Origin of the sequence: Umezawaea beigongshangensis (assembly GCF_016464305.1) — a bacterium.
Classification (GTDB): domain Bacteria; phylum Actinomycetota; class Actinomycetes; order Mycobacteriales; family Pseudonocardiaceae; genus Umezawaea_A; species Umezawaea_A beigongshangensis.
This window is the reverse complement of record NZ_JAEIOJ010000004.1, coordinates 1-18,471: the sequence shown is the minus strand read 5'-3', so window position 1 is coordinate 18,471 and position 18,471 is coordinate 1. Positions and strand designations below refer to the sequence as shown.

The window sequence follows — 18,471 nt, the reverse complement described above, 5'->3', positions numbered from 1 at the left end:
CGATCAACTCCTCGGCCATCGCCTTTCATCCAGTAGATTCCACCAGCCCATCACGTTGCTTATGGCTGGAGGTTTGCGTGCAGGACCTGGACCTGCTGGCGACGTTCCTGGAGGTGCACCGCTCCGGCTCGCTCACGGCGGCGGCCGAGCGGCGCGGGCTCACCCAGCCCGCCGTCTCCGGGCAGCTCGCCCGGCTGGAGCGGCGGCTCGGCGAGCCGCTGTTCACCCGCACGAGCCGCGGCGCCGTTCCCACCGCCCGCGGGAACGACCTCGCCCGCCGGGTGGGTCCCCACCTGGACCAGCTGCGGTCCGCGCTGGCCGCCGACACCGCCGGTCCGTCGGGCACGGTCCGGCTCGGCGGGCCCGCCGAGATCCTCGCGGCGCGCGTGCTGCCCGCGCTCGCCCCGCTGGCGGCGCGCGGCCTGCGGCTGCGGGTCGTGCACGGCCTCGCGCAGGACCTCCTCACCGCGCTGACCGAACGCCGGCTCGACCTGGTGGTGTCGGCGATCAGGCCCACCGACCGGACGGTGGCCGCGACGCCGCTCGTGGACGAGGAGTTCCTGCTGGTGGGGCCGCCCGCGCTGGCCGCGACCGTCGACCCCGTCCAGCTGGCCGCCGAGCCGGTGAAGGCGCTCGCGCACCTGCCGCTCGTCGCCTACGCCGAGGACCTGCCGATCGTGCGGCGGTACTGGCGCTCGGAGTTCGGCCGCCGTCCGCCCAACCCGGTGTCCGTGGTGGTGCCCGACCTGCGCGCGGTGCTCGCCGTCGTCGTGGCCGGTGCGGGTGTCTCGGTGCTCCCCCGCTACTACGCCGACCCCGTCGTGGCGACCGGCGCGCTCGACGTGCTGCACGAGGCGCAGGTGCCCCCGCTGAACACGATCTACCTGGCCGTGCGGTCCGGCGGGCTCGCCGACCCGGCCACGGCCCTCGTCCACGAGCACCTGCTGGCCCGCGCGCGGACCTGGGGCACGCTCTGACCGGTCGCACGGCCGGGACCAGCGTTTCGACAGGTTTGGCGGCACCCCGGCGTGGTAGTAAAGAGGTTGAAGTTTCGACGATTCGCTCCGGAGCCGTCCTTCACCCGATCGGGTCGACCATCGCCGAGCGCGGCGGGCCGTTCCGCCCGCGCGGCGGCGGGCGGACGGACGGGCGGTGACCGCGCGTCGCGGTCGCACACCGGTTCACCTCTTCCGTGAGGCCCGCGATTACGGCTGGGACCAGCGGGAACGTCCAGAGAGGACGGATTCACATGTCACGGTTGCGCACGACGCGTTCCTCCTCCGTCCGGTCGACGCCCGCCCCTGGAGCGGGACCGGCCCCCGCGTCGCAGCTCGAACTCGCTCAGCCGCACGTTGGGAGTCCTGGTGAGACTCAGTCTGACTGACCGCACGGCACCGCGGTCGGGGAGCCCGCGCTCTCCGCGCCGCTGGGAGCTCTGGTCGCTGCGCCCGGCCGCCGTCGCCTACTTCCTGCTGGCCGAGGGTCTGGTGGTGGTCGTGGCCGTGCTGCTGGTCGTGCGCTCGGACTCCCCGTCCGCGGCGGACTGGCTGCGCTTCGGCGCGCTGGCCGCCGCCGTCACCGTCCACCTGGTGGTCACCAGGCGAGCGGAGGAGTCCCGCCGCAACGCCTCGCCCGGCCCGCACATCGACCTCACGTCGGTGTGGACGTTCGCGGCGGCCGTCGCGCTGCCCGCCGGGCCCGCCGTGCTGGTCGTGCTGTGGGTGCGCGTGCTGATCCAGCCCATCGCGCGCCGCCAGCCGTTCCGCTACGTCTTCAGCTCGGCGAGCATCCTGTGCAGCACGCTCCTCGCGTGGGGCGTCGTGCGCCTGTCACCAGCGCCGCTGGGCGGTGGCGGGAGCGTCCTGGCCGACCTCGGCCTGGCGCTGACGCTGGCCGTGGCGGCGCTGCTGTACTGGTTCGTCCAGGTGGTGACGATCGCGTTCGCGCTGCGGACGGTCACGCCGCACTCGCGCCTGACCGAGTTCCTCGGCTCCCGCGAGGACAACGTGCTGGAGGTGGCCACGCTCGGTGCCGGCGCGGTGCTCGGCGCGCTCGTCACGACGCACTGGGTGGGCCCGCTGCTGCTGGTGGGGCCGATCGTCCTGATCGGGTCGCTGCTCGGGCGGGCGGCCGAGCGGCGCGAGCACCTGGAACGGCTGCTGCGGGAGGAGCGGAAGCTGCACCAGCGGCTGGCCGAGGACGCGCACACCGACCACCGCACGGGTCTGCTCAACGCCGCCGGGTTCGCCGACCGGGCCGGGCGGCTGGTCGAGCGGTGCCGCCTGGACGGCCGTCCCGTGACGGTGCTCGCGATCGACCTCGACCACTTCAAGCGCATCAACGACACCTGGGGACACCCGGCGGGCAACGCGGTGCTGACCGAGGTGGGACGCGTCCTGCGCGAACGCCTGCGGCCGGGCGACGTGGCCGGGCGCGAGGGCGGCGAGGAGTTCGTCGTCGTCCTCGCCGACACGCCGCTCGCCAGGGGCGCGGTCATCGCCGAGCGCCTCCGCGAGGAACTGGCCGCGCTGCGGGTCCGCACCACGGACAAGCACCGCAACACCGTGACGCTGCTGGGGCGCGGGCTGTCGCGGCAGGGCGGTCGCCCGGACGCGCGCGCCATCTCGGCGTCGATCGGCGTGGCCGTGGTGCCGGACCACGGCGACAGCCTCGCCGCGGCGCAGCACAGCGCCGACGCCGCGCTCTACCGGGCGAAGGAGAGCGGGCGGAACCGGGTGCAGGTCGCCGAGGGCGACGTGGCGTCCCGGCAGGTCCCCGCGCCTCGCCAGGTGCGGCCCCGCACCAGCCGCTCGGCCTGACCCGGCTCTCAGGCCGTCGTGGCGGTCACCGGCTGGGCGGCCGACGCCCGGCCACCGGCCCGCGCGAGTCGCGAGCGGCCGATCAGGCGGCACGTCACGTAGATCAGGAACGAGATGCCGGTGACGAACGCGCTCACCGGCACACCGGGCGCGAGCGACAGCACGATGCCGCCGACGGCCGAGACCTCGGCGAACACCACGGACAGCACCGTCGCCCGCAGCGGGCTCGACGTCACGCGGATCGCCGCGGCGGCCGGGGTGATCATCAGGGCCAGCACGAGCAGCGCGCCGACGATCTGCACGCTCAGAGCCGTCGTGATGCCGATGAGCAGGCAGAACACCACCGACAGCAGCCGTGTCGGCACCCCGCGCGCGATGGCCACGTCCGTGTCGACGCTGGAGAACAGCAGCGGCCGGTAGATCCCCGCGAGCACCACCAGCACGGCGACGCCGCAGCCGACGAGCAGCCACAGGTCCGTCGAGCCGACGCCCACGATCTGGCCCGTGAGCAGGCCGAACTTGTTGGCCGCCCGGCCGGGGTAGATCCACAGCAGCAGCACGCCGAGGCCGAGGCCGAACGCCAGGATCGCGCCGATCACCGAGTCCCGCTCGGCGTCGCGCTGGCCCATCAGGCCGAGCAGCAGCGCCGCGGCGACGGCACCGGCGAGCGCGCCGTAGCCCACGCCCACGCCCAGCAGCAGCGCGCCGGCGGCCCCGGTCAGGGCCAGCTCGCTCGTGCCGTGCACGGCGAACGACATCTTCCTCGTCACGACCAGCGGCCCGAGCACCCCGGCGACGACGCCCAGCACCGCGCCGGCGACGACGGCGTTGCGGGCGAAGTCGTAGGTCAGCAGCTGCGCGGTCAGCTGGAAGTCGAACAGCGCGTCCATCAGGTCTCCTCGGCCACGTGGTGCGGCTGCTCCTCGCACAGGGACCCCTGCGCGCCCACGACGACGATCTGGTTGCGGACCCTGACCACCTCGACGGGCGTCCGGTACAGCTCCGACAGCGTCTCCGAGGTCATGACCTCCGACGGCGGCCCGATCCGGAAGCGTCCGTCCACGAGGTACAGGACGCGGTCGACCAGGTGCAGCACCGGGTTGATCTCGTGGGTCACGAACAGCACCGCCGTGTCGGCCGACCGGCGGCGGGTGTCGATCAGCTCGCTCACGACGCGCTGGTGGGCGAGGTCGAGCGACAGCAGCGGCTCGTCGCACAGCAGGACGTCGGGGTCGCCGACGAGGGCCTGCGCCACGCGCAAGCGCTGCTGCTCGCCGCCGGAGAGCAGGCCGACCGGCACGTTCCCGTAGTCGGTGGCCCCGACGGCGGCCAGCACCTCGTCCACCCCGGACCTCCGCACGGCCCTGCCGCGCAGGCCGGTGCCCCAGCGGTGGCCGTCCAGCCCGAGGCCGACGAGGTCGCGTCCGCGCAGCGTGAGCGTCGGGTCGAGCGAGCGCTGCTGCGGGACGTAGCCGATGCGCCGGTCACCGCGGCCGGGCGGACGGCCGTTGATCTCGACCGTGCCGCCGGACAGCGGCTGGAGGCCGAGCAGCACGCGCAGGAGGCTGGTCTTGCCCGAGCCGTTGGGGCCGAGCACGGCCAGGAACTCGCCGGGCTGGACCTCCAGGTCGAGACCGTCCCACAGGACCCGGTCCCCGTAGGACAGCCGGGCGCCGCGCAGCGAGACCGCTCCGCGTCGCGCGGAGCGGTCCGCCGTGGACGCCGCGGCGCCCGTGGAGGGGTGAGCCGTCATCACTTCACGATCGCGCTGGACAGCGCGTCCACCTGCTTCGTCATCCAGTCAAGGTAACCGCTGACCCCCTCGGGCAGCGTCTCGGTCACCTCCACGACGGGGACGCCCGCCGTGCCGGCGCTCTGCACGAGCTGGTCGGTGACGGTGTTCTCCGTCTGCACGTTCTGCACGACGACGCCGACCTGCTTGCCGGTGATGAGGTCGGAGGTCTGCGCGAGCGCCGAGGCGGGCACGTCGGTCTCGTTCTCGATCGCCTCGCTGTAGTCGGCCGGGGTCGCGTCCTGCACGCCCGCGGCCTCCAGCAGGTAGACGGGGACGGGCTCGGTGACGACGGCCTTCACGCCGGGCGCGTCGGTGCCGATCTTCGCCAGCCGGGTCAGCAGGTCGTCGACGCCGCGGCCGAACTCCTCGGCGTTCGCGGTGAAGTCGGCGGCCCGGTCGGGCGCGACCGCGCTCAGCTCCTCGGCGGCCTTCTCGGCCACGGCGTGCACGGTCTCCAGGTCGTACCAGACGTGCTCGTTGACCTCGCCGTGCTCGTGGCCGTGCTCGCCCTCCGCCTCGGCCTCGCCGGGGGCGTGGGACTCCTCGGCCTCACCGGGGGCGTGAGTCTCCTCGGCGTGGGACTCCTCGGCGTGAGGCTCCTCCGGGTGGGACTCCTTCCCGGACAGCTCGAACGCCTCGATCCGGCGGGCGTCCTTCCCGGACTCGGTGAGCAGCTGCTCGAAGAACTCGTCGTAGCCACCGCCGTTGAAGATCACCAGGCGCGCGTCGTTCAGCGCGACCACGTCGGAGGGCTTGCTCTCGTAGGAGTGCGGGTCGGCCGAGGGGTCGGCGATGATCGAGGTGACCTCGACGGCGTCACCGCCGACGGCCGCGACGACGCTGCCCCACACGTTCGTCGAGGCGACGACCTTGATCTTGCCGGCGGCTCCGGCGTCGGCGGCGGTGTTCTCGCTCCCGCAGGCCGTGAGACCGAGCGCTGTGACGGCGAGGCCGGCGACGGCCACCCCGAACCGGGTGTTGCGGAGAGTCATCGGGTGCTCCTCGACGGGCTGACGATCAAGTAATGGAAACCGTTGTCGAGTTCAATATAGAACTCTCCGCGATCGTCGTGTCCACCCGGTCGGGTATCGCCGCTCACAGCTCCGAACGTGGTCGAGGCCGCTCCCACCGACCTGTCGTCGGCGAGAGCGGCCTCGGCTCGGGGTGGCGCGGCGGTTCAGCCGTCCAGGCGGTTGCCCGTCTCCGGGTGGAACAGGTGGATCTCGCTGGTGTCACGCACGGCGACCTTCACGTTCTGCCCGAGGGTCGGCGGCGTGCGGCCGTCGACGCGGACGACGAAGCGCTCGGAGGAGTCGCCGATGCGCACGGCGCCGTGCACCAGCGCGTCCGCGCCCAGCTCCTCGACCAGCTCGACGGTCATGTCCATGCCGGCCTCGCTCGACGGCACGATGCCCAGCGCCTCGGGCCGGATGCCGAAGGTGACCTCCGACAGGCTCTCGCCGGACGCGCCGCCCAGGGCGGCGCGCGACAGCGGCACGACGACGCCGTCGAGCTTCGCGCCCTCCGACGTCAGCGGCACGGTCTTGAGGTTCATGGCGGGCGAGCCCATGAACCCGGCGACGAAGGCGTTGGCCGGGCGGTCGTAGAGGTTGCGCGGGGTGTCGCACTGCTGGAGCAGGCCGTCCTTGAGGACCGCGACGCGGTGCCCCATCGTCATGGCCTCGACCTGGTCGTGGGTGACGTAGATCGTGGTCGTGCCCAGGCGCTGCTGGAGCGCGGCGATGTTGGCGCGGGTCTCCACGCGCAGCTTCGCGTCGAGGTTCGACAGCGGCTCGTCCATGAGGAACACGCTGGGCTCGCGGACGATCGCGCGGCCCATCGCGACGCGCTGGCGCTGACCACCGGACAGGGCCTTCGGCTTGCGGTCCAGGTACTTGGTCAGGTCGAGCATCTTGGCCGCCTCGGCGACCTTGTTCTTGATCTCACCCTTGTCGACGCCGCGCAGCTTCAGCGCGAAGCCCATGTTGTCCGCGACCGTCATGTGCGGGTACAGCGCGTAGGACTGGAAGACCATCGCGATGTCGCGACCCTTCGGCGGGACGTTGGTGACGTCCTTGCCGCCGATCTTGATCGCGCCCTCGTCGACGTCCTCGAGGCCCGCCAGCATCCGCAGCGCCGTGGACTTGCCGGAACCCGAGGGACCGACCAGGACGAGGAACTCGCCGTCGGCCACGTCGAGGTTCAACTGGTCCACCGCGCGGACCGGCGGATTGCCGGAGAAGATCCGCGACGCACTGTCGTAGGCGACCTCTGCCATGTGACGCACCTTTCACCGTTACCGCGTTGTGGCAGACGTTAGGGATTGCAAGCGCTTACGGGAACACCTCCGCCGACCTCGTTTCGCGACGGGGTCAGCCCTTGACGGCTCCCGAGCTCAGACCCGTCACCAGGAAGCGCTGCACGAGGTAGAACACGACCACGGCCGGGATCGCCACGACGATCGACGCCGCCGCCAGGTGGCCCCACTCGGTGCGGTTCTGCTGCACGAAGACCTGGAGGCCCACCGCGAGGGTCTTGGACTCGTCGGCCGCCGACAGGAACGCCGACGCGAACGCCACCTCGCCCCACGCCGTGAGGAACGCGTAGAACGCCGTCACCGCGAGGCCCGGCCTGGCCAGCGGCAGCACCAGCCGCCAGAACACGCCGAACGGCGACAGGCCGTCCACCCGGCCGGCCTCGTCGATGTCCTGCGGGATCGTGTCGAAGTAGCCCTTCAGCATGTACGTGCAGAACGGCACCGCCGTCGTGCAGTACACGAGCACCAGACCGAGGCTCGTGCCCTGGAGTCCCAGCGCCAGCAGGACGTTGTAGAGCGGCACGATCAGCACCGCGAACGGGAACATCTGCACGACGAGGAACGACAGCATCAGCGACCGCTTGCCGGGGAAGAGGAAGCGGCTGGCCGCGTAGGCCGTGGTCGCCGACAGGAACACCGCGATCGCGGTCGTCAGCAGCGCGATCAGCACGGAGTTGCCGAACCAGGCGAGGAAGTCGCCCTTCTCGCCGGAGAGCACGCGCACGTAGTTGTCCAGCGAGGACTCGTTGAACAGCTTCGGCGTCGTCTCCACGGCGCGCGCGTCCGGCTTGAACGAGGTCACGAGGACCCAGAACACCGGGAACACCGCGATGAGCGACGCGGTGATCAGCGCGGTGTGCAGGCCGATGCTCGCGGCCGTCGAGCGCGTGCCGCGCCGGAACCCGGTGGCGCGCGCGGCGGCGGCGGGGTTCGCGACCCGCGGGGAACTGGCGTCGAACGTCATCACCACACCTCGCCCTGCTCGCGCAGCGCGCGGCGGTAGACGCTGGCGAACACCAGCAGCACGGACAGGATCAGCACGCCGTAGGTGGAGGCGACGGCGTAGTCGCGCGAGGCCCCGGAGAAGAACCGCTCGAACGCGTAGGTCACGAGGATGCGCGTGTTCGGGTTCGGGCCCGCGACGAGGTAGACGATCGCGAACATGTTGAACGTCCAGATGACGCCGAGCAGCACGACGGTGCTCGACACCGAGCGCAGGCCGGGCAGCGTGATGTCGCGGAACCGCTGCCACGGGGTCGCGCCGTCCACCTCGGCCGCCTCGTAGAGGTCGCCGGGGATGGACTGGAGGCCGCCGAGCAGGGCCACCATCATGAACGGCACGCCCAGCCACACGTTGACGACGACCACCGCGACGAGCGCCCAGTCCGACTGGCCGAGCCACACCGGGTCCGGCAGCCCGACGGCGCGCAGGACCTGGTTGACGATCCCGTACTGCGCGTTGAACATGTACTTCCAGGCGAACGCGCTGATGAACGCGGGCACCGCCCACGGCAGGACCAGCGCGACGCGGTAGAGCGAGCGGCCCCGCACCTGGCGGTTGAGCAGCAGCGCGAGGCCCAGGCCGATCGTGTAGTGGAAGAACACGCAGCCGAACGTCCAGATCAGCGTGCGCACGAGCGTGGACCAGAACGCGCCGTAGCTGGAGTCGCCGGACAGCACGTTGAGGTAGTTGCGCAGACCGGTGAACTCGTAGGTGGCCGGCCGGTCCAGCACCGGGTTGGCGATGGTCGCCTCGTTGACGTCCGTGAAGGTGAAGTACACGCCCTGGACGAGCGGGTAGAGCACCAGCACGGCGACGACCACCACGACGGGCAGGACCATCGCGTACGCGTACCAGTGCCGGTCGAGGAACCTGCGCACCCGCACCCCTCCTAGTCCTCCGCGGGCGGGCCGCGGGGCGCTCCCCCGCGGCCCGCACCGGCCGTCAGCTGGTGGCGTAGTCCGGCACGACCTGGTCCTTGTACGCCTTGGCGACCCCGTCGAGCGCGGTCTCGGCGTCCTTCGCGCCCGAGAGGACGTCGGCGTAGGCGATCTTGAGCGGGTCGAAGAGCTGGTTGCCCTCGGGAATCCACGCGCGCGGGTGGGCGTCCGTCACGATCGGCTCGAACGCGGCGACGACGGGCTGCGCCTTCACCTCGGCGTTCTCGTAGGCGGACCTGCGGGTGGGCAGCAGGCCCAGTTCCTTCGCGATGCGCACCTGGTTCTCGGTGCTGCTCATGCACTCGACGAACTTCGTCGACGAGTCCCGGGCCTTCGTGCCCTGGCGGATCACGTAGTCGTGGCCGCCGACGGGGGCGCTGCCGCCGCCCGCGGTGTCACCGGGGACCGGCGCGATGCCGAGGTTCGCCGCGTCGCCGAACGCGGCCCCCTTCAGGTAGTCGGCGACGGCCCACGGGCCGTTGACGACCATCGCGACCTCTCCGCCGGAGAAGGCGGCCTGCATGTTGCTGTAGGAGTTGGTCGGGTCCTGCGCGGTGGACGCGGCCCCGGCGTCGAGCAGGCCCTTGGCCGTTTCGAGCGCCTCCACGTTCTCCCGCGAGTTCACGACGATCTTCTTCGCGTCGGCGTCGACGAGGTCGCCGCCCGCGCCGTAGAGGAACGGCAGCGCGTAGTACGCGTCGTTGTTGAGGAAGAACGACTTCGCGCCGCCGAGCTTCGCGGAGGCGGCCTTCAGCTCGTCCCACGTCCTCGGCGGCTCGACGCCGGCCTCGGCGAGCAGCTTCTCGTTGTAGAACAGGGCCAGCGAGTCGGTGACCTGCGGGACGCCGTAGGTCTTGCCCTCGTACCGGGTGGAGCCCAGCGGCGTCTGGAGGAAGTCGTCGGTGTCCTGCGCGAGGGCCGTGCCGGTCAGGTCGGCGATCAGGCCGTTCTTGGCGAGCTGCGCGACCCACGCGACCTCGGCGCGGAACACGTCCGGCCCCCGGCCGCCCTGGGCGGCGGTCTTGTAGTTGTTCAGGCCCTGGTCGAAGGCGACGGTCTCGGTCGTGACCGTGTAGCCGCCCTTCGTCCCGCACTCCGCGGCGATCGTGGTGAACACCGGGCTCTCGTTGGCGCCGCTGGTGTCCCAGAAGACGACCTCTCCGCTGTCCGCGCCACCACCGCCCGAGTTCCCGCCGCCGCACGCGGTGAGGACCAGGGCTCCGGCCATGCCCGCGGCCACGGCTGTCACGAGGGTTGTCCGTCGCATCGTTGCTGTCGTCCCTCCTGCTGGCCTCATCCACGATGAGGGTGTTGCAAGATCTTGCGGAATGGTCGAAGCGGATCACATACCCCTGAGCTGCGGCTGGTCAAGACCTGGCGGACAACCACACCCCCAACGGACGCACCGGACCCACCCTTCTCGATGAACGCTCAACAATTTCTGCAAAAAGTTGCGCTCGCCTCCGGGCCGCCCGGCACGCCGACGCCGGAGGAGGTCGCACGTCCGGACCGTCCGGGATCACCGGGGCAGCCGGGGTGAGCATCCCGACCGCGAGCCGGGTCCTGAACCGCCGAGCGGGTGTCACCGGGGAGAACGGACAGCGGGTCGCCCCGGCTCGGGAAGCGCACTCGGGTGTTCCGCCCACAGCCCGGCGTCCGGAAATCCACAGCACCTCCCAGACGACCACAATGGTCTGAACCAATCTCCTGATCGGTAACCCGTTCTGACGTGCAGAAACGGAAAATCGTAGGGACACGCGTCACCTGGACTTCTCCAAATGGTTCTGAACCGTTACGGTCCGTCTATGGCGCGGTCTATGCATGTGCGACGCCCCGCGACGCTGGCCTCTCTGGCCGCTGAGCTGGGCGTCTCCCGGACAACGGTGTCCAACGCGTACAACCGGCCCGACCAGCTCTCCCCGGAGCTGCGGCGCAGGGTGTTGGAGACGGCTCGCAGGCTCGGCTACCCCGGCCCCGACCCGGTCGCGCGGTCGTTGCGCACCCGCAAGGCGGGCGCGGTCGGCCTGCTGCTCACCGAGAACCTCTCCTACGCCTTCCGGGACCCGGCGGCGATCGGGTTCCTGGAGGGTCTGGCGCTGGCGTGCGAGGACGCGGGCACCGGCCTGCTGCTCGTCCCGGCGAGCCCCGAGCGCGAGGACGTCGCGGCGGTGCACCGCGCCGGTGTCGACGGCTTCGTCGTCTACTCCGTGCCCGACGACGACCCGCACCTCGCTGCCGTGCTGGAGCGCCCGGTGCCCACCGTGGTCTGCGACCAGCCCGACCTCGACAACGTCGACCGCGTCGGCATCGACGACCGCGCCGCGATGCGCGGACTGGCCGCCCACCTCATCGCGCTGGGCCACCGCCGCGTCGGCGTGGTGTGCATGCGCCTGGCCCGCGACCGCAACGACGGCTTCGTGTCGGTGGACCGCCAGCACGCGGCCCACTTCCACGTGCAGCGCGCCCGGCTCACCGGCCTGGCCGAGGAGTTCGCCGAGGCGGGTGTGGACTGGACGCGGGTGCCCGTGGTCGAGCGCTTCGACCACACGATCGCCTCCGGCGCGTCCGCCGCGGCCCAGGTGCTCGACCGCGATCCCGGCATCACCGCCCTCGTCTGCACGTCGGACATACTGGCTCTGGGCGCGCTCCAGGAGGCGGAGCGCCGCGGTCTGCGGGTGCCGGACGACCTGACGGTCACCGGTTTCGACGGCATCCACGAGGCCGAGCGGGCCGGGCTCACCACGATCCGCCAGCCGGTCATGGAGAAGGGCCGCGCCGCGGGCAAGCTGCTGCTCGACGCGAGCGAGCGGACCAGGCCGCGCACGGTCGACCTCGGCACCGAGCTGATCACCGGCCGCACGGCCGCGGCGCCGCACTCGGCGCAGGAGGAGCGCTGGTTCGGCCCCTGACGCCGTCAGGAGACCCGGAAGACGACCGGCTCGCCGACCAGGTCGCCCAGCCGCGCGGTGAGCAGGTAGTCGCCCGGCGCGAGCGGCACGTGGTCGCCGGAGCACCCCGGCACCGACGTGCCGACGACCCACGTGACGCCGAACCGGAAGCGCTCACCGGGGTGCAGCACGCGCGTCTGGACGCCCTCGGCGGGCCCGCAGTCGTTGCTCGACCACAGCCTGGTCGCGCCGTCGGCCGTCGACACGACCAGTTCGCGCAGGTGACGGCCGATGTCCCTGGTGCAGGCGACCGGGCCGGTGTTGCCGACGACGAGGCGGAAGACCGGCTGCCGACCACCGAGGTAGCCGGGCCGGTCGGCCTCCGCGACCACCTGGACGGCCTCGTCCGGGCACGCCCGCGGCGGGCCGGCCGGTGGCTCGGTCGGTGGCGCGGTCGGTGGCGCGGACGACGACGCGGTCGGTTCGTCCGCGCCGATCCGCTGGGCGGCGAGGCGCTGCCCGGCGGGATCGTCACCGCCGCTCAGGACCGCGACCGTCCACACGAGCAGCAGCAGGAGCACACCGCCGCCGGACAGGGCCGCCGCACGCCGGTGGCGGTGCACCCACGGCGGCAGCGGTCCCGCGGACTCGGTCACCACTCGACGGTAACCGCGCCCCCAACGATCTTCGCGCCCTGCGGTATCGCTGAATCCGGTGAAAGTGACGTACCCCCGGAACCCCTTGTCAGAGGGTGGCCGTGCCATGTCCACTCGACCCCTGTAGAAGTGATCGCCGGAGGTGTGACGTGACCGCTGTCGACGAGTTGCTGCGCCGGAACGAGGAGCTGGGCGACGTCGTGCCCGGTGACCGCTCCAGCCCCCGTCCCTCGATGCAGGTGGCGATCCTCACCTGCATGGACTCGCGGATCAGGGTGTTCGAGATCTTCGGGCTGAAGCAGGGCGAGGCGCACGTGCTGCGCAACGCGGGCGGAGTCGTCACCGACGACATGATCAGGTCGCTGGCGCTGAGCCAGCGCAAGCTCGGCACCCGCGAGGTGCTGCTCGTGCACCACACGAACTGCGGCCTGGAGCTGGTGACCGAGGACGACTTCAAGGACGAGCTGGAACGCGAGTCCGGTCTGCGTCCGCCGTGGGCGGTGGAGGCGTTCCGCGTGGTCGAGGACAGCGTGCGCGGGTCGGTGAACCGCATCCGGCAGAGCCCGTACCTGCCGCACCGCGACCAGGTCCGCGGCTTCGTCTACGACGTGCACACGGGCCGGTTGCACGAGGTCGTCTGAGCGCCGGTGCGGCGGCACTGGGATGATCGCGTCACCATGAGCGTGGACACCGAGTTGCTGCTCGACTGGTTCGACGAGAACGCGCGCGACCTGCCCTGGCGCGATCCCGGCTGCACCGCGTGGGGCGTCCTGGTCAGCGAGATCATGCTCCAGCAGACGCCCGTCGCGCGGGTGGAGCCGGTCTGGCGGTCGTGGACGGCGCGCTGGCCCGTGCCGTCCGCGATGGCCGAGGCGACGCAGGGCGAGGTCGTGCGGGCGTGGGGGAAGCTCGGCTACCCCCGCCGGGCCCTGCGGCTGCACGCGGCGGCGCAGGTCGTCGCGGCCGAGCACGGCGACGTGGTCCCGTCCGACGTGGACACGCTGCTCGCCCTGCCCGGCATCGGCGCCTACACCGCGCGCGCCGTCGCGGCCTTCGCCTACGGGCAGCGGGTACCGGTCGTGGACACCAACGTGCGCCGCGTGGTGGCCCGCGCGGTGCACGGGGCCGCCGACGCCGGGCCGCCGTCCACGACGCGCGACCTGGCGGACGTGCGGGCGATGCTGCCGCAGGACGAGGCGAGGGCCGCGCGGTACTCGGCGGCGCTGATGGAGCTGGGCGCTCTGGTGTGCGTCGCGCGCACGCCGCGCTGCGCGGACTGCCCGGTGCTCGGCGAGTGCGCCTGGCAGCGCGCGGGTCGCCCGGCGTACGACGGCCCGGTGAAGACCGCGCAGAAGTTCGCGGGCACCGACCGCCAGGTGCGGGGCAAGCTGCTCGACGTGCTGCGCGGCACCGAGGACCCGGTGAGCAAGACCGTGCTGGACGCGGTGTGGGCCGACGCGGGCCAGCGGGACCGCTGCCTGCACTCGCTGCTGGTCGACGGTCTCGTGGAGCAGACCTCGTCGGGGCTGTTCGCCCTGCCGGGCGAGCACTGACGCGCGGGCGCGCGAACTCGGCCGATCAGCGGGCCAGGACGTCGGACAGGAACGCCTCCACCGCTCCCCGGTAGACGTCCGGCGCGTCGTCGTGCACGCAGTGCCCGGACTCCTCGACGAGCACGTGCCGCCCGCCGGTGCGCCGCGCCACCTCGGCCATCTGGCCCGGCCGCATCCCGCCGCGGCCCGCCTCGATCAGCAGCGACGGGCAGCGCACGCCGTCCACGAGGTGCCAGTAGTCGCGCTCGCCCCACTCCCCGGCGATGGCGTACAGGTCCTCCAGCCGGGCGATGAGGTGCCAGCCGTCCTCGCGCTCGGTGAAGAACTCCTGCACGTGCGGGGTGCCGAAGAACGACCGCACGTGCGCGAGCGAGGTGAACGGCACCGGCCACGCGTCGAAGTACCACCTCCAGTCCTCGACCGACCTCCCGCGGTTGTCCGGCACGACGTCCTCCGCGACCACCGCCCGCACCAGGTCGGGCCTGGTGGCGGCGAGGCCCCACGCGTGCAGTCCGCCCATCGAGTGACCGATCACCACGGCCGGGCCGAGGTCGAGCCGCTCCACCTCGGCGGCCACGTCGGCGACGAGGTCCTCGGTGCGCCACGGACCCCGCCGCCGGTCGCGCCCGTGGCCCCGCGCGTCGAGCGCGACGACGTGCCCGTGCGGCAGCAGCCACTGCGCGACGGTCCACCACGTGGTGGCGCGGCTCATCAGGCCGTGCAGCAGGACGATGCCGGGGCCCGCCCCGCCGAAGTCGACGTGTGTCACGGATCAGGTCTACCGCAGGCATGATGGGCGGATGGTGGTCAGCCCGCGCACGCGCACGTACCTGGTGATCGTCGTGGTCGCGCTGCTCGCGGCGGGTGTGGTGGTCGCCCGGTTGCCCGTCGAGTCGGGCGGGAGCCCGTCGGCGCTCGTGCCCGCGACGACGGGGAGCAGGCCGCCGCTCACGTCGGCCCCGCCGAGCCCGGACGGCGCCGGTGACCCCTACTACCCGCAGGACGGCAACGGCGGCTACGACGTCACCGGCTACGACGTGGACGTCAGCTACTCGCCGGACACGCGCCGGCTCGACGGCAGGGCGGCGATCACCGCGAACGCCACCGCCGAGCTGTCCCGCTTCCACCTCGACCTGCGCGGCCTCGACGTCAGCGCCGTGACGATCGGCGGCCGACCGGCGACGTTCACCAGGGAGGGTGATCACGAACTGGTGATCACGCCCGAGACGCCGTTGCCGCCGGGCGGCGTCTTCACGGCCGAGGTCGTCTACGGCGGCGATCCCGCGGCCATCGCGGACGACTCGCTGGGCACCAGCGGCTGGCAGGTCTCCGCGTCCGGCGGCGCGTTCGCGGCGGGACAGCCGCACTCGGCGTCCACCTGGTACCCGGTGAACGACACCCCGCGCGACAAGGCGACCTGGACGCTGTCCGCGCGCGTCCCCGACGGCTGGACGGCGATCTCCAACGGGCTGGAGGGCACGCCGGTCTCCGCCGACGGCTGGACCACGTTCGAGTGGCGCGAGGAGACGCCGATCGCGAGCTACCTGACGACCGTGGCGATCGACCGGTGGACGGTCGACCGCTCGCAGCTCCCCGACGGCACCCCCGTCGTCGACGCCTACGCGCCCGGCGCCGAGCACAAGCGGTCGGTGCAGCAGCGGATGCCGGAGGTGCTCGCGTTCCTGGCCGAGAAGTTCGGGCCGTACCCGCAGCGCGCGGCGGGCGGGATCTTCCTCGCCGACCAGATCGGCTTCTCCCTGGAGACGCAGACGCGGCCGGTCTACGCGGGGTGGGCCGAGCTGGAGACCGTCGTGCACGAGCAGGCGCACCAGTGGTTCGGCGACTCCGTGACCATCGAGAACTGGGCCGACATCTGCCTCAACGAGTGCCTCGCGAGCTACGCGCAGTGGCTGTGGGACGAGGCGAAGCAGGGCGGCGACCTCGACTCGCAGTACCGGATGGTGGTGGAGCGCAGCGACTTCCGCAGCGGCTACTGGGAGCGCGCGCTGTACGACATGGGGCCCGGCCGGGAGTTCGAGGGCGTCTACGACAAGGGCATCGTCGCGATGCACGCCCTGCGCAGGCAGATCGGCGACGACGCGTTCTTCGGCGCCCTGCGGGAGTGGGCGGCGCTGCACCGCGACGGCAACGCCTCCTGGCCGGAGTTCGAGCAGCACGTCGAGCGGGTGGCGGGCCAGGACCTCGACGCCTTCTTCGCCGCGTGGTTCCGGGGCACGACGAAGCCCGCCGACGAGCACCTCTACCCCGGTCCGCTGCGCCGCTGACCCGAACGGGGAGCGGCGCGGAGCGGGCCGACGGCCGTAGGGTGGACGGCATGGCAGTCGTGAAGATCAACGCTATCGAGGTCCCCGAGGGCGCCGGCCCCGAGCTGGAGAAGCGGTTCGCCGCGCGGCTCGGCGCGGTCGACTCCTCCCCCGGCTTCCTGGGCTTCGAGCTGCTGCGGCCGGTGAAGGGCGACAACCGCTACTTCGTCTACACGCGCTGGGAGACCGAGGCCGACTTCGAGAACTGGCGCGACGGCGGTGCCCGCGAGGCGCACTCCGGCGAGCGCGCGAAGCCGGTGGCGTCCGGCTCGAACCTGCTGGAGTTCGAGGTCGTCCTGAGCTCGCAGCCGAAGCCAGCGGAGTAGTGCACGAGTTGGACCGGGCCGCGGCGCTCGTCGAGAGCGCCGAGGCCCTGCTGGTCTGCGCCGGTGCGGGCGTGGGCGTGGACTCCGGCCTGCCGGACTTCCGCGGCGACCACGGCTTCTGGCGCGCGTACCCGCCGTACGAGCGGCTGGGCCTGCGCTTCGAGGAACTGGCCGATCCGGTGCACTTCACCGACGACCCGGCGCTGGCGTGGGGCTTCTACGGGCACCGCCTGGAGCTGTACCGGCGCACGGTGCCGCACGCCGGGTTCGCGGTGCTGCGCGGCTGGGGCGAGCGGACCGGGCTCCGGGTGTTCACGTCCAACGTGGACGGCCAGTTCCAGCGCGCCGGGTTCGACGGCGTCGCCGAGGTGCACGGGTCCATCCACCACCTGCAGTGCGTGCGGCCGTGCACGGACGACGTGTGGCCGGCCGGCGGCGTGGCGGTGGACGTGGACCCGGAGACGATGCGGGCGCGCGGGCCGCTGCCGGAGTGCCGCAACTGCGGCGGGCTGGCTCGGCCCAACATCCTGATGTTCGGCGACCGCTCGTGGGTGGGCGACCGCAGCCAGCGGGCCCTGGACGAGCTGACGTCGTGGCGGCGCGGGTTGCGTGCCGCGCGCCTCGTCGTGGTGGAGCTGGGCGCGGGCAGCGCGGTGCCGACCGTGCGGCGGCAGGCCGAGCTGGCCAGCGCCGCGAGCGGATCGCTGATCCGGATCAACCCCCGCGAGCCGGAGATCCGGCACGGCCGCGGCGTGTCGCTGCCGCTGGGCGCGGCGGAGGCGCTGGCGGAGCTGGACGCGCGGTTGTCCCGGCGCTGACCCCCGTCCCTCGGCCTGCCCGCTCCGGGCGGATCCGTCGGCTGCGGGGGCACCGCGCATCTAGTCTGCCCGAGTGGAGACCTCGACCGTTCTGTTGACCGGGTTCGAACCGTTCGGAGGCGAACGGACCAACCCCTCCTGGGACGCGGTGATCGAACTCGCCGCACGCCCGCGCACCGGCGACCACCAGCTCGTCGTGCTCCAGCTCCCCTGCGTCTTCGACGCCTCGATCACCGCCCTGCGCGCCGCCGTGGCCGAACACGCGCCGGACGTCGTGATCTGCGTCGGACAGGCCGGTGGCCGCGACGGGATCACGCCGGAGCGGATCGCCGTGAACCTCAGCGACGCCCGCGTCCCGGACAACGCGGGCAACCAGCCGATCGACGTGCCGGTGGTGCCGGACGCGCCCGCCGCGTACTTCACCGGACTGCCGGTGAAGGCGTGCGTGGCGCGGCTGGAGGAGGCGGGGATTCCCGCGTCGGTGTCGCACACGGCCGGGACGTTCGTGTGCAACCACGTCTTCTACGGGCTGATGCACCTGCTGGCGACGGAGCTGCCGCACGTGCGGGGCGGGTTCGTCCACGTGCCGTTCTCCCCCGAGCAGGCGGAGGGGAAGGACGCGCCGAGCCTGCCGGTCAGCACCACCGCCGACGCGCTGGACGTGATCGTGCGCGCGAGCCTGGAGGTGTCGACGGACCTCGCGGTGAGCGCGGGCACCCTGTCCTGAGCACGACGGAGCCCCCCGGCTTCGGAAGCCGGGGGGCTCGTCGCGACAGCGGGTCCGATCAGGCGGACTCGACCTCACCGGAGGCGTCGGAGCCTCCGGAGGAGGCCAGGTTCACCGGAGGAGCGTCCGGGACACCGGTCGGCTTCAGCTCGCCGCGGAAGACGAACTTCGCCTTGTCCTGCGTGGCCTCCTGGCCGTCCCAGCCCTCGACGTCGGTGATGATGATCTGACCGGCCTGGATCTCGCCGAACAGGATCTTCTCCGAGAGCTGGTCCTCGATCTCGCGCTGGATCGTGCGGCGCAGCGG

19 protein-coding genes are annotated in these 18,471 nt (G+C 72.5%); 9 read left to right on the top strand and 10 right to left on the bottom strand.

From position 1 onward, the window contains the following. Positions 1–77: 77 nt before the first annotated feature. Entirely contained in the window at positions 78–977 is a 900-nt protein-coding gene (locus tag IMZ35_RS11750; protein ID WP_199441073.1) for a LysR family transcriptional regulator, read from the top strand. Between the two features lie 387 nt (positions 978–1,364). Beyond that, positions 1,365–2,819 (top strand): GGDEF domain-containing protein, encoded by a 1,455-nt coding sequence (locus IMZ35_RS11745; RefSeq protein WP_199441072.1) that lies wholly within the window; start codon positions 1,365–1,367, stop codon positions 2,817–2,819. Between the two features lie 8 nt (positions 2,820–2,827). On the opposite strand, the gene IMZ35_RS11740 is transcribed toward IMZ35_RS11745, so the two are convergent. From IMZ35_RS11740 to IMZ35_RS11710, 7 genes are all read right to left on the bottom strand, one after another. Then, positions 2,828–3,709, bottom strand: a complete 882-nt coding sequence (locus tag IMZ35_RS11740; protein WP_199441071.1) for a metal ABC transporter permease — start codon at positions 3,707–3,709, stop codon at positions 2,828–2,830. After that, the gene (locus tag IMZ35_RS11735) at positions 3,709–4,572 is read right to left on the bottom strand and encodes a metal ABC transporter ATP-binding protein (RefSeq protein ID WP_199441070.1); all 864 of its coding nucleotides are present in this window, start codon (positions 4,570–4,572) and stop codon (positions 3,709–3,711) included. The genes IMZ35_RS11740 and IMZ35_RS11735 overlap by 1 nt, the downstream gene beginning before the upstream one ends. Beyond that, positions 4,572–5,606, bottom strand: a complete 1,035-nt coding sequence (locus IMZ35_RS11730; RefSeq protein WP_199441069.1) for a metal ABC transporter solute-binding protein, Zn/Mn family — start codon at positions 5,604–5,606, stop codon at positions 4,572–4,574. The genes IMZ35_RS11735 and IMZ35_RS11730 overlap by 1 nt, the downstream gene beginning before the upstream one ends. 185 nt (positions 5,607–5,791) lie before the next feature. Next, positions 5,792–6,892, bottom strand: coding sequence for an ABC transporter ATP-binding protein (locus tag IMZ35_RS11725; protein WP_199441068.1), 1,101 nt, complete (start codon positions 6,890–6,892; stop codon positions 5,792–5,794). Positions 6,893–6,986: 94 nt separating this feature from the next. Further along, positions 6,987–7,895: a sugar ABC transporter permease gene (locus tag IMZ35_RS11720; RefSeq protein WP_199441067.1), complete on the bottom strand. Its 909-nt coding sequence runs from the start codon at positions 7,893–7,895 to the stop codon at positions 6,987–6,989. Then, positions 7,895–8,812, bottom strand: a complete 918-nt coding sequence (locus IMZ35_RS11715) for a carbohydrate ABC transporter permease (RefSeq protein ID WP_438816863.1) — start codon at positions 8,810–8,812, stop codon at positions 7,895–7,897. The genes IMZ35_RS11720 and IMZ35_RS11715 overlap by 1 nt, the downstream gene beginning before the upstream one ends. 64 nt (positions 8,813–8,876) lie before the next feature. Further along, positions 8,877–10,139: an extracellular solute-binding protein gene (locus IMZ35_RS11710; RefSeq protein WP_199441066.1), complete on the bottom strand. Its 1,263-nt coding sequence runs from the start codon at positions 10,137–10,139 to the stop codon at positions 8,877–8,879. Between the two features lie 538 nt (positions 10,140–10,677). Between IMZ35_RS11710 and IMZ35_RS11700 the strand changes: the two genes are divergently transcribed. After that, positions 10,678–11,781, top strand: coding sequence for a LacI family DNA-binding transcriptional regulator (locus IMZ35_RS11700; RefSeq protein ID WP_199441065.1), 1,104 nt, complete (start codon positions 10,678–10,680; stop codon positions 11,779–11,781). Positions 11,782–11,786: 5 nt separating this feature from the next. Here IMZ35_RS11700 and IMZ35_RS11695 read toward each other — a convergent pair whose 3' ends face one another. Next, positions 11,787–12,416 (bottom strand): hypothetical protein, encoded by a 630-nt coding sequence (locus IMZ35_RS11695; protein WP_199441064.1) that lies wholly within the window; start codon positions 12,414–12,416, stop codon positions 11,787–11,789. A gap of 149 nt (positions 12,417–12,565) precedes the next feature. Here IMZ35_RS11695 and IMZ35_RS11690 point away from each other — a divergent pair, with 149 nt between their 5' ends. Together IMZ35_RS11690 and IMZ35_RS11685 are read left to right on the top strand one after the other, a co-directional pair. After that, complete coding sequence (locus IMZ35_RS11690; protein WP_199441063.1) at positions 12,566–13,057, top strand: beta-class carbonic anhydrase; 492 nt, start codon at positions 12,566–12,568, stop codon at positions 13,055–13,057. A gap of 36 nt (positions 13,058–13,093) precedes the next feature. Next, on the top strand, positions 13,094–13,969 hold the full coding sequence (locus IMZ35_RS11685; protein WP_199441062.1) for an HhH-GPD family protein: 876 nt from the start codon (positions 13,094–13,096) through the stop codon (positions 13,967–13,969). Between the two features lie 25 nt (positions 13,970–13,994). Here the strand turns inward: IMZ35_RS11685 and IMZ35_RS11680 are convergent, their stop codons facing one another. Next, positions 13,995–14,738 carry an alpha/beta fold hydrolase gene (locus IMZ35_RS11680; protein ID WP_199441061.1) on the bottom strand — a complete coding sequence of 248 codons (744 nt, stop codon included), beginning with the start codon at positions 14,736–14,738 and terminating at the stop codon, positions 13,995–13,997. A gap of 31 nt (positions 14,739–14,769) precedes the next feature. Between IMZ35_RS11680 and IMZ35_RS11675 the strand changes: the two genes are divergently transcribed. The 4 genes from IMZ35_RS11675 (at position 14,770) to pcp (ending at position 18,164) form a co-directional block, all read left to right on the top strand. Beyond that, positions 14,770–16,254 (top strand): M1 family metallopeptidase, encoded by a 1,485-nt coding sequence (locus IMZ35_RS11675; protein WP_199441060.1) that lies wholly within the window; start codon positions 14,770–14,772, stop codon positions 16,252–16,254. Between the two features lie 50 nt (positions 16,255–16,304). After that, entirely contained in the window at positions 16,305–16,619 is a 315-nt protein-coding gene (locus IMZ35_RS11670; protein WP_199441059.1) for an antibiotic biosynthesis monooxygenase family protein, read from the top strand. Then, on the top strand, positions 16,619–17,437 hold the full coding sequence (locus IMZ35_RS11665; protein ID WP_199441058.1) for an SIR2 family NAD-dependent protein deacylase: 819 nt from the start codon (positions 16,619–16,621) through the stop codon (positions 17,435–17,437). Before IMZ35_RS11670 ends, IMZ35_RS11665 begins: the two co-directional genes overlap by 1 nt. Positions 17,438–17,510: 73 nt before the next feature. Continuing rightward, on the top strand, positions 17,511–18,164 hold the full coding sequence (gene pcp, locus IMZ35_RS11660; RefSeq protein WP_199441057.1) for a pyroglutamyl-peptidase I: 654 nt from the start codon (positions 17,511–17,513) through the stop codon (positions 18,162–18,164). Between the two features lie 58 nt (positions 18,165–18,222). On the opposite strand, the gene IMZ35_RS11655 is transcribed toward pcp, so the two are convergent. Continuing rightward, positions 18,223–18,471, bottom strand: a 249-nt coding sequence (locus tag IMZ35_RS11655; RefSeq protein WP_199441056.1) for a ClpB D2-like domain containing protein, incomplete at its 5' end; no start/stop codon positions are given.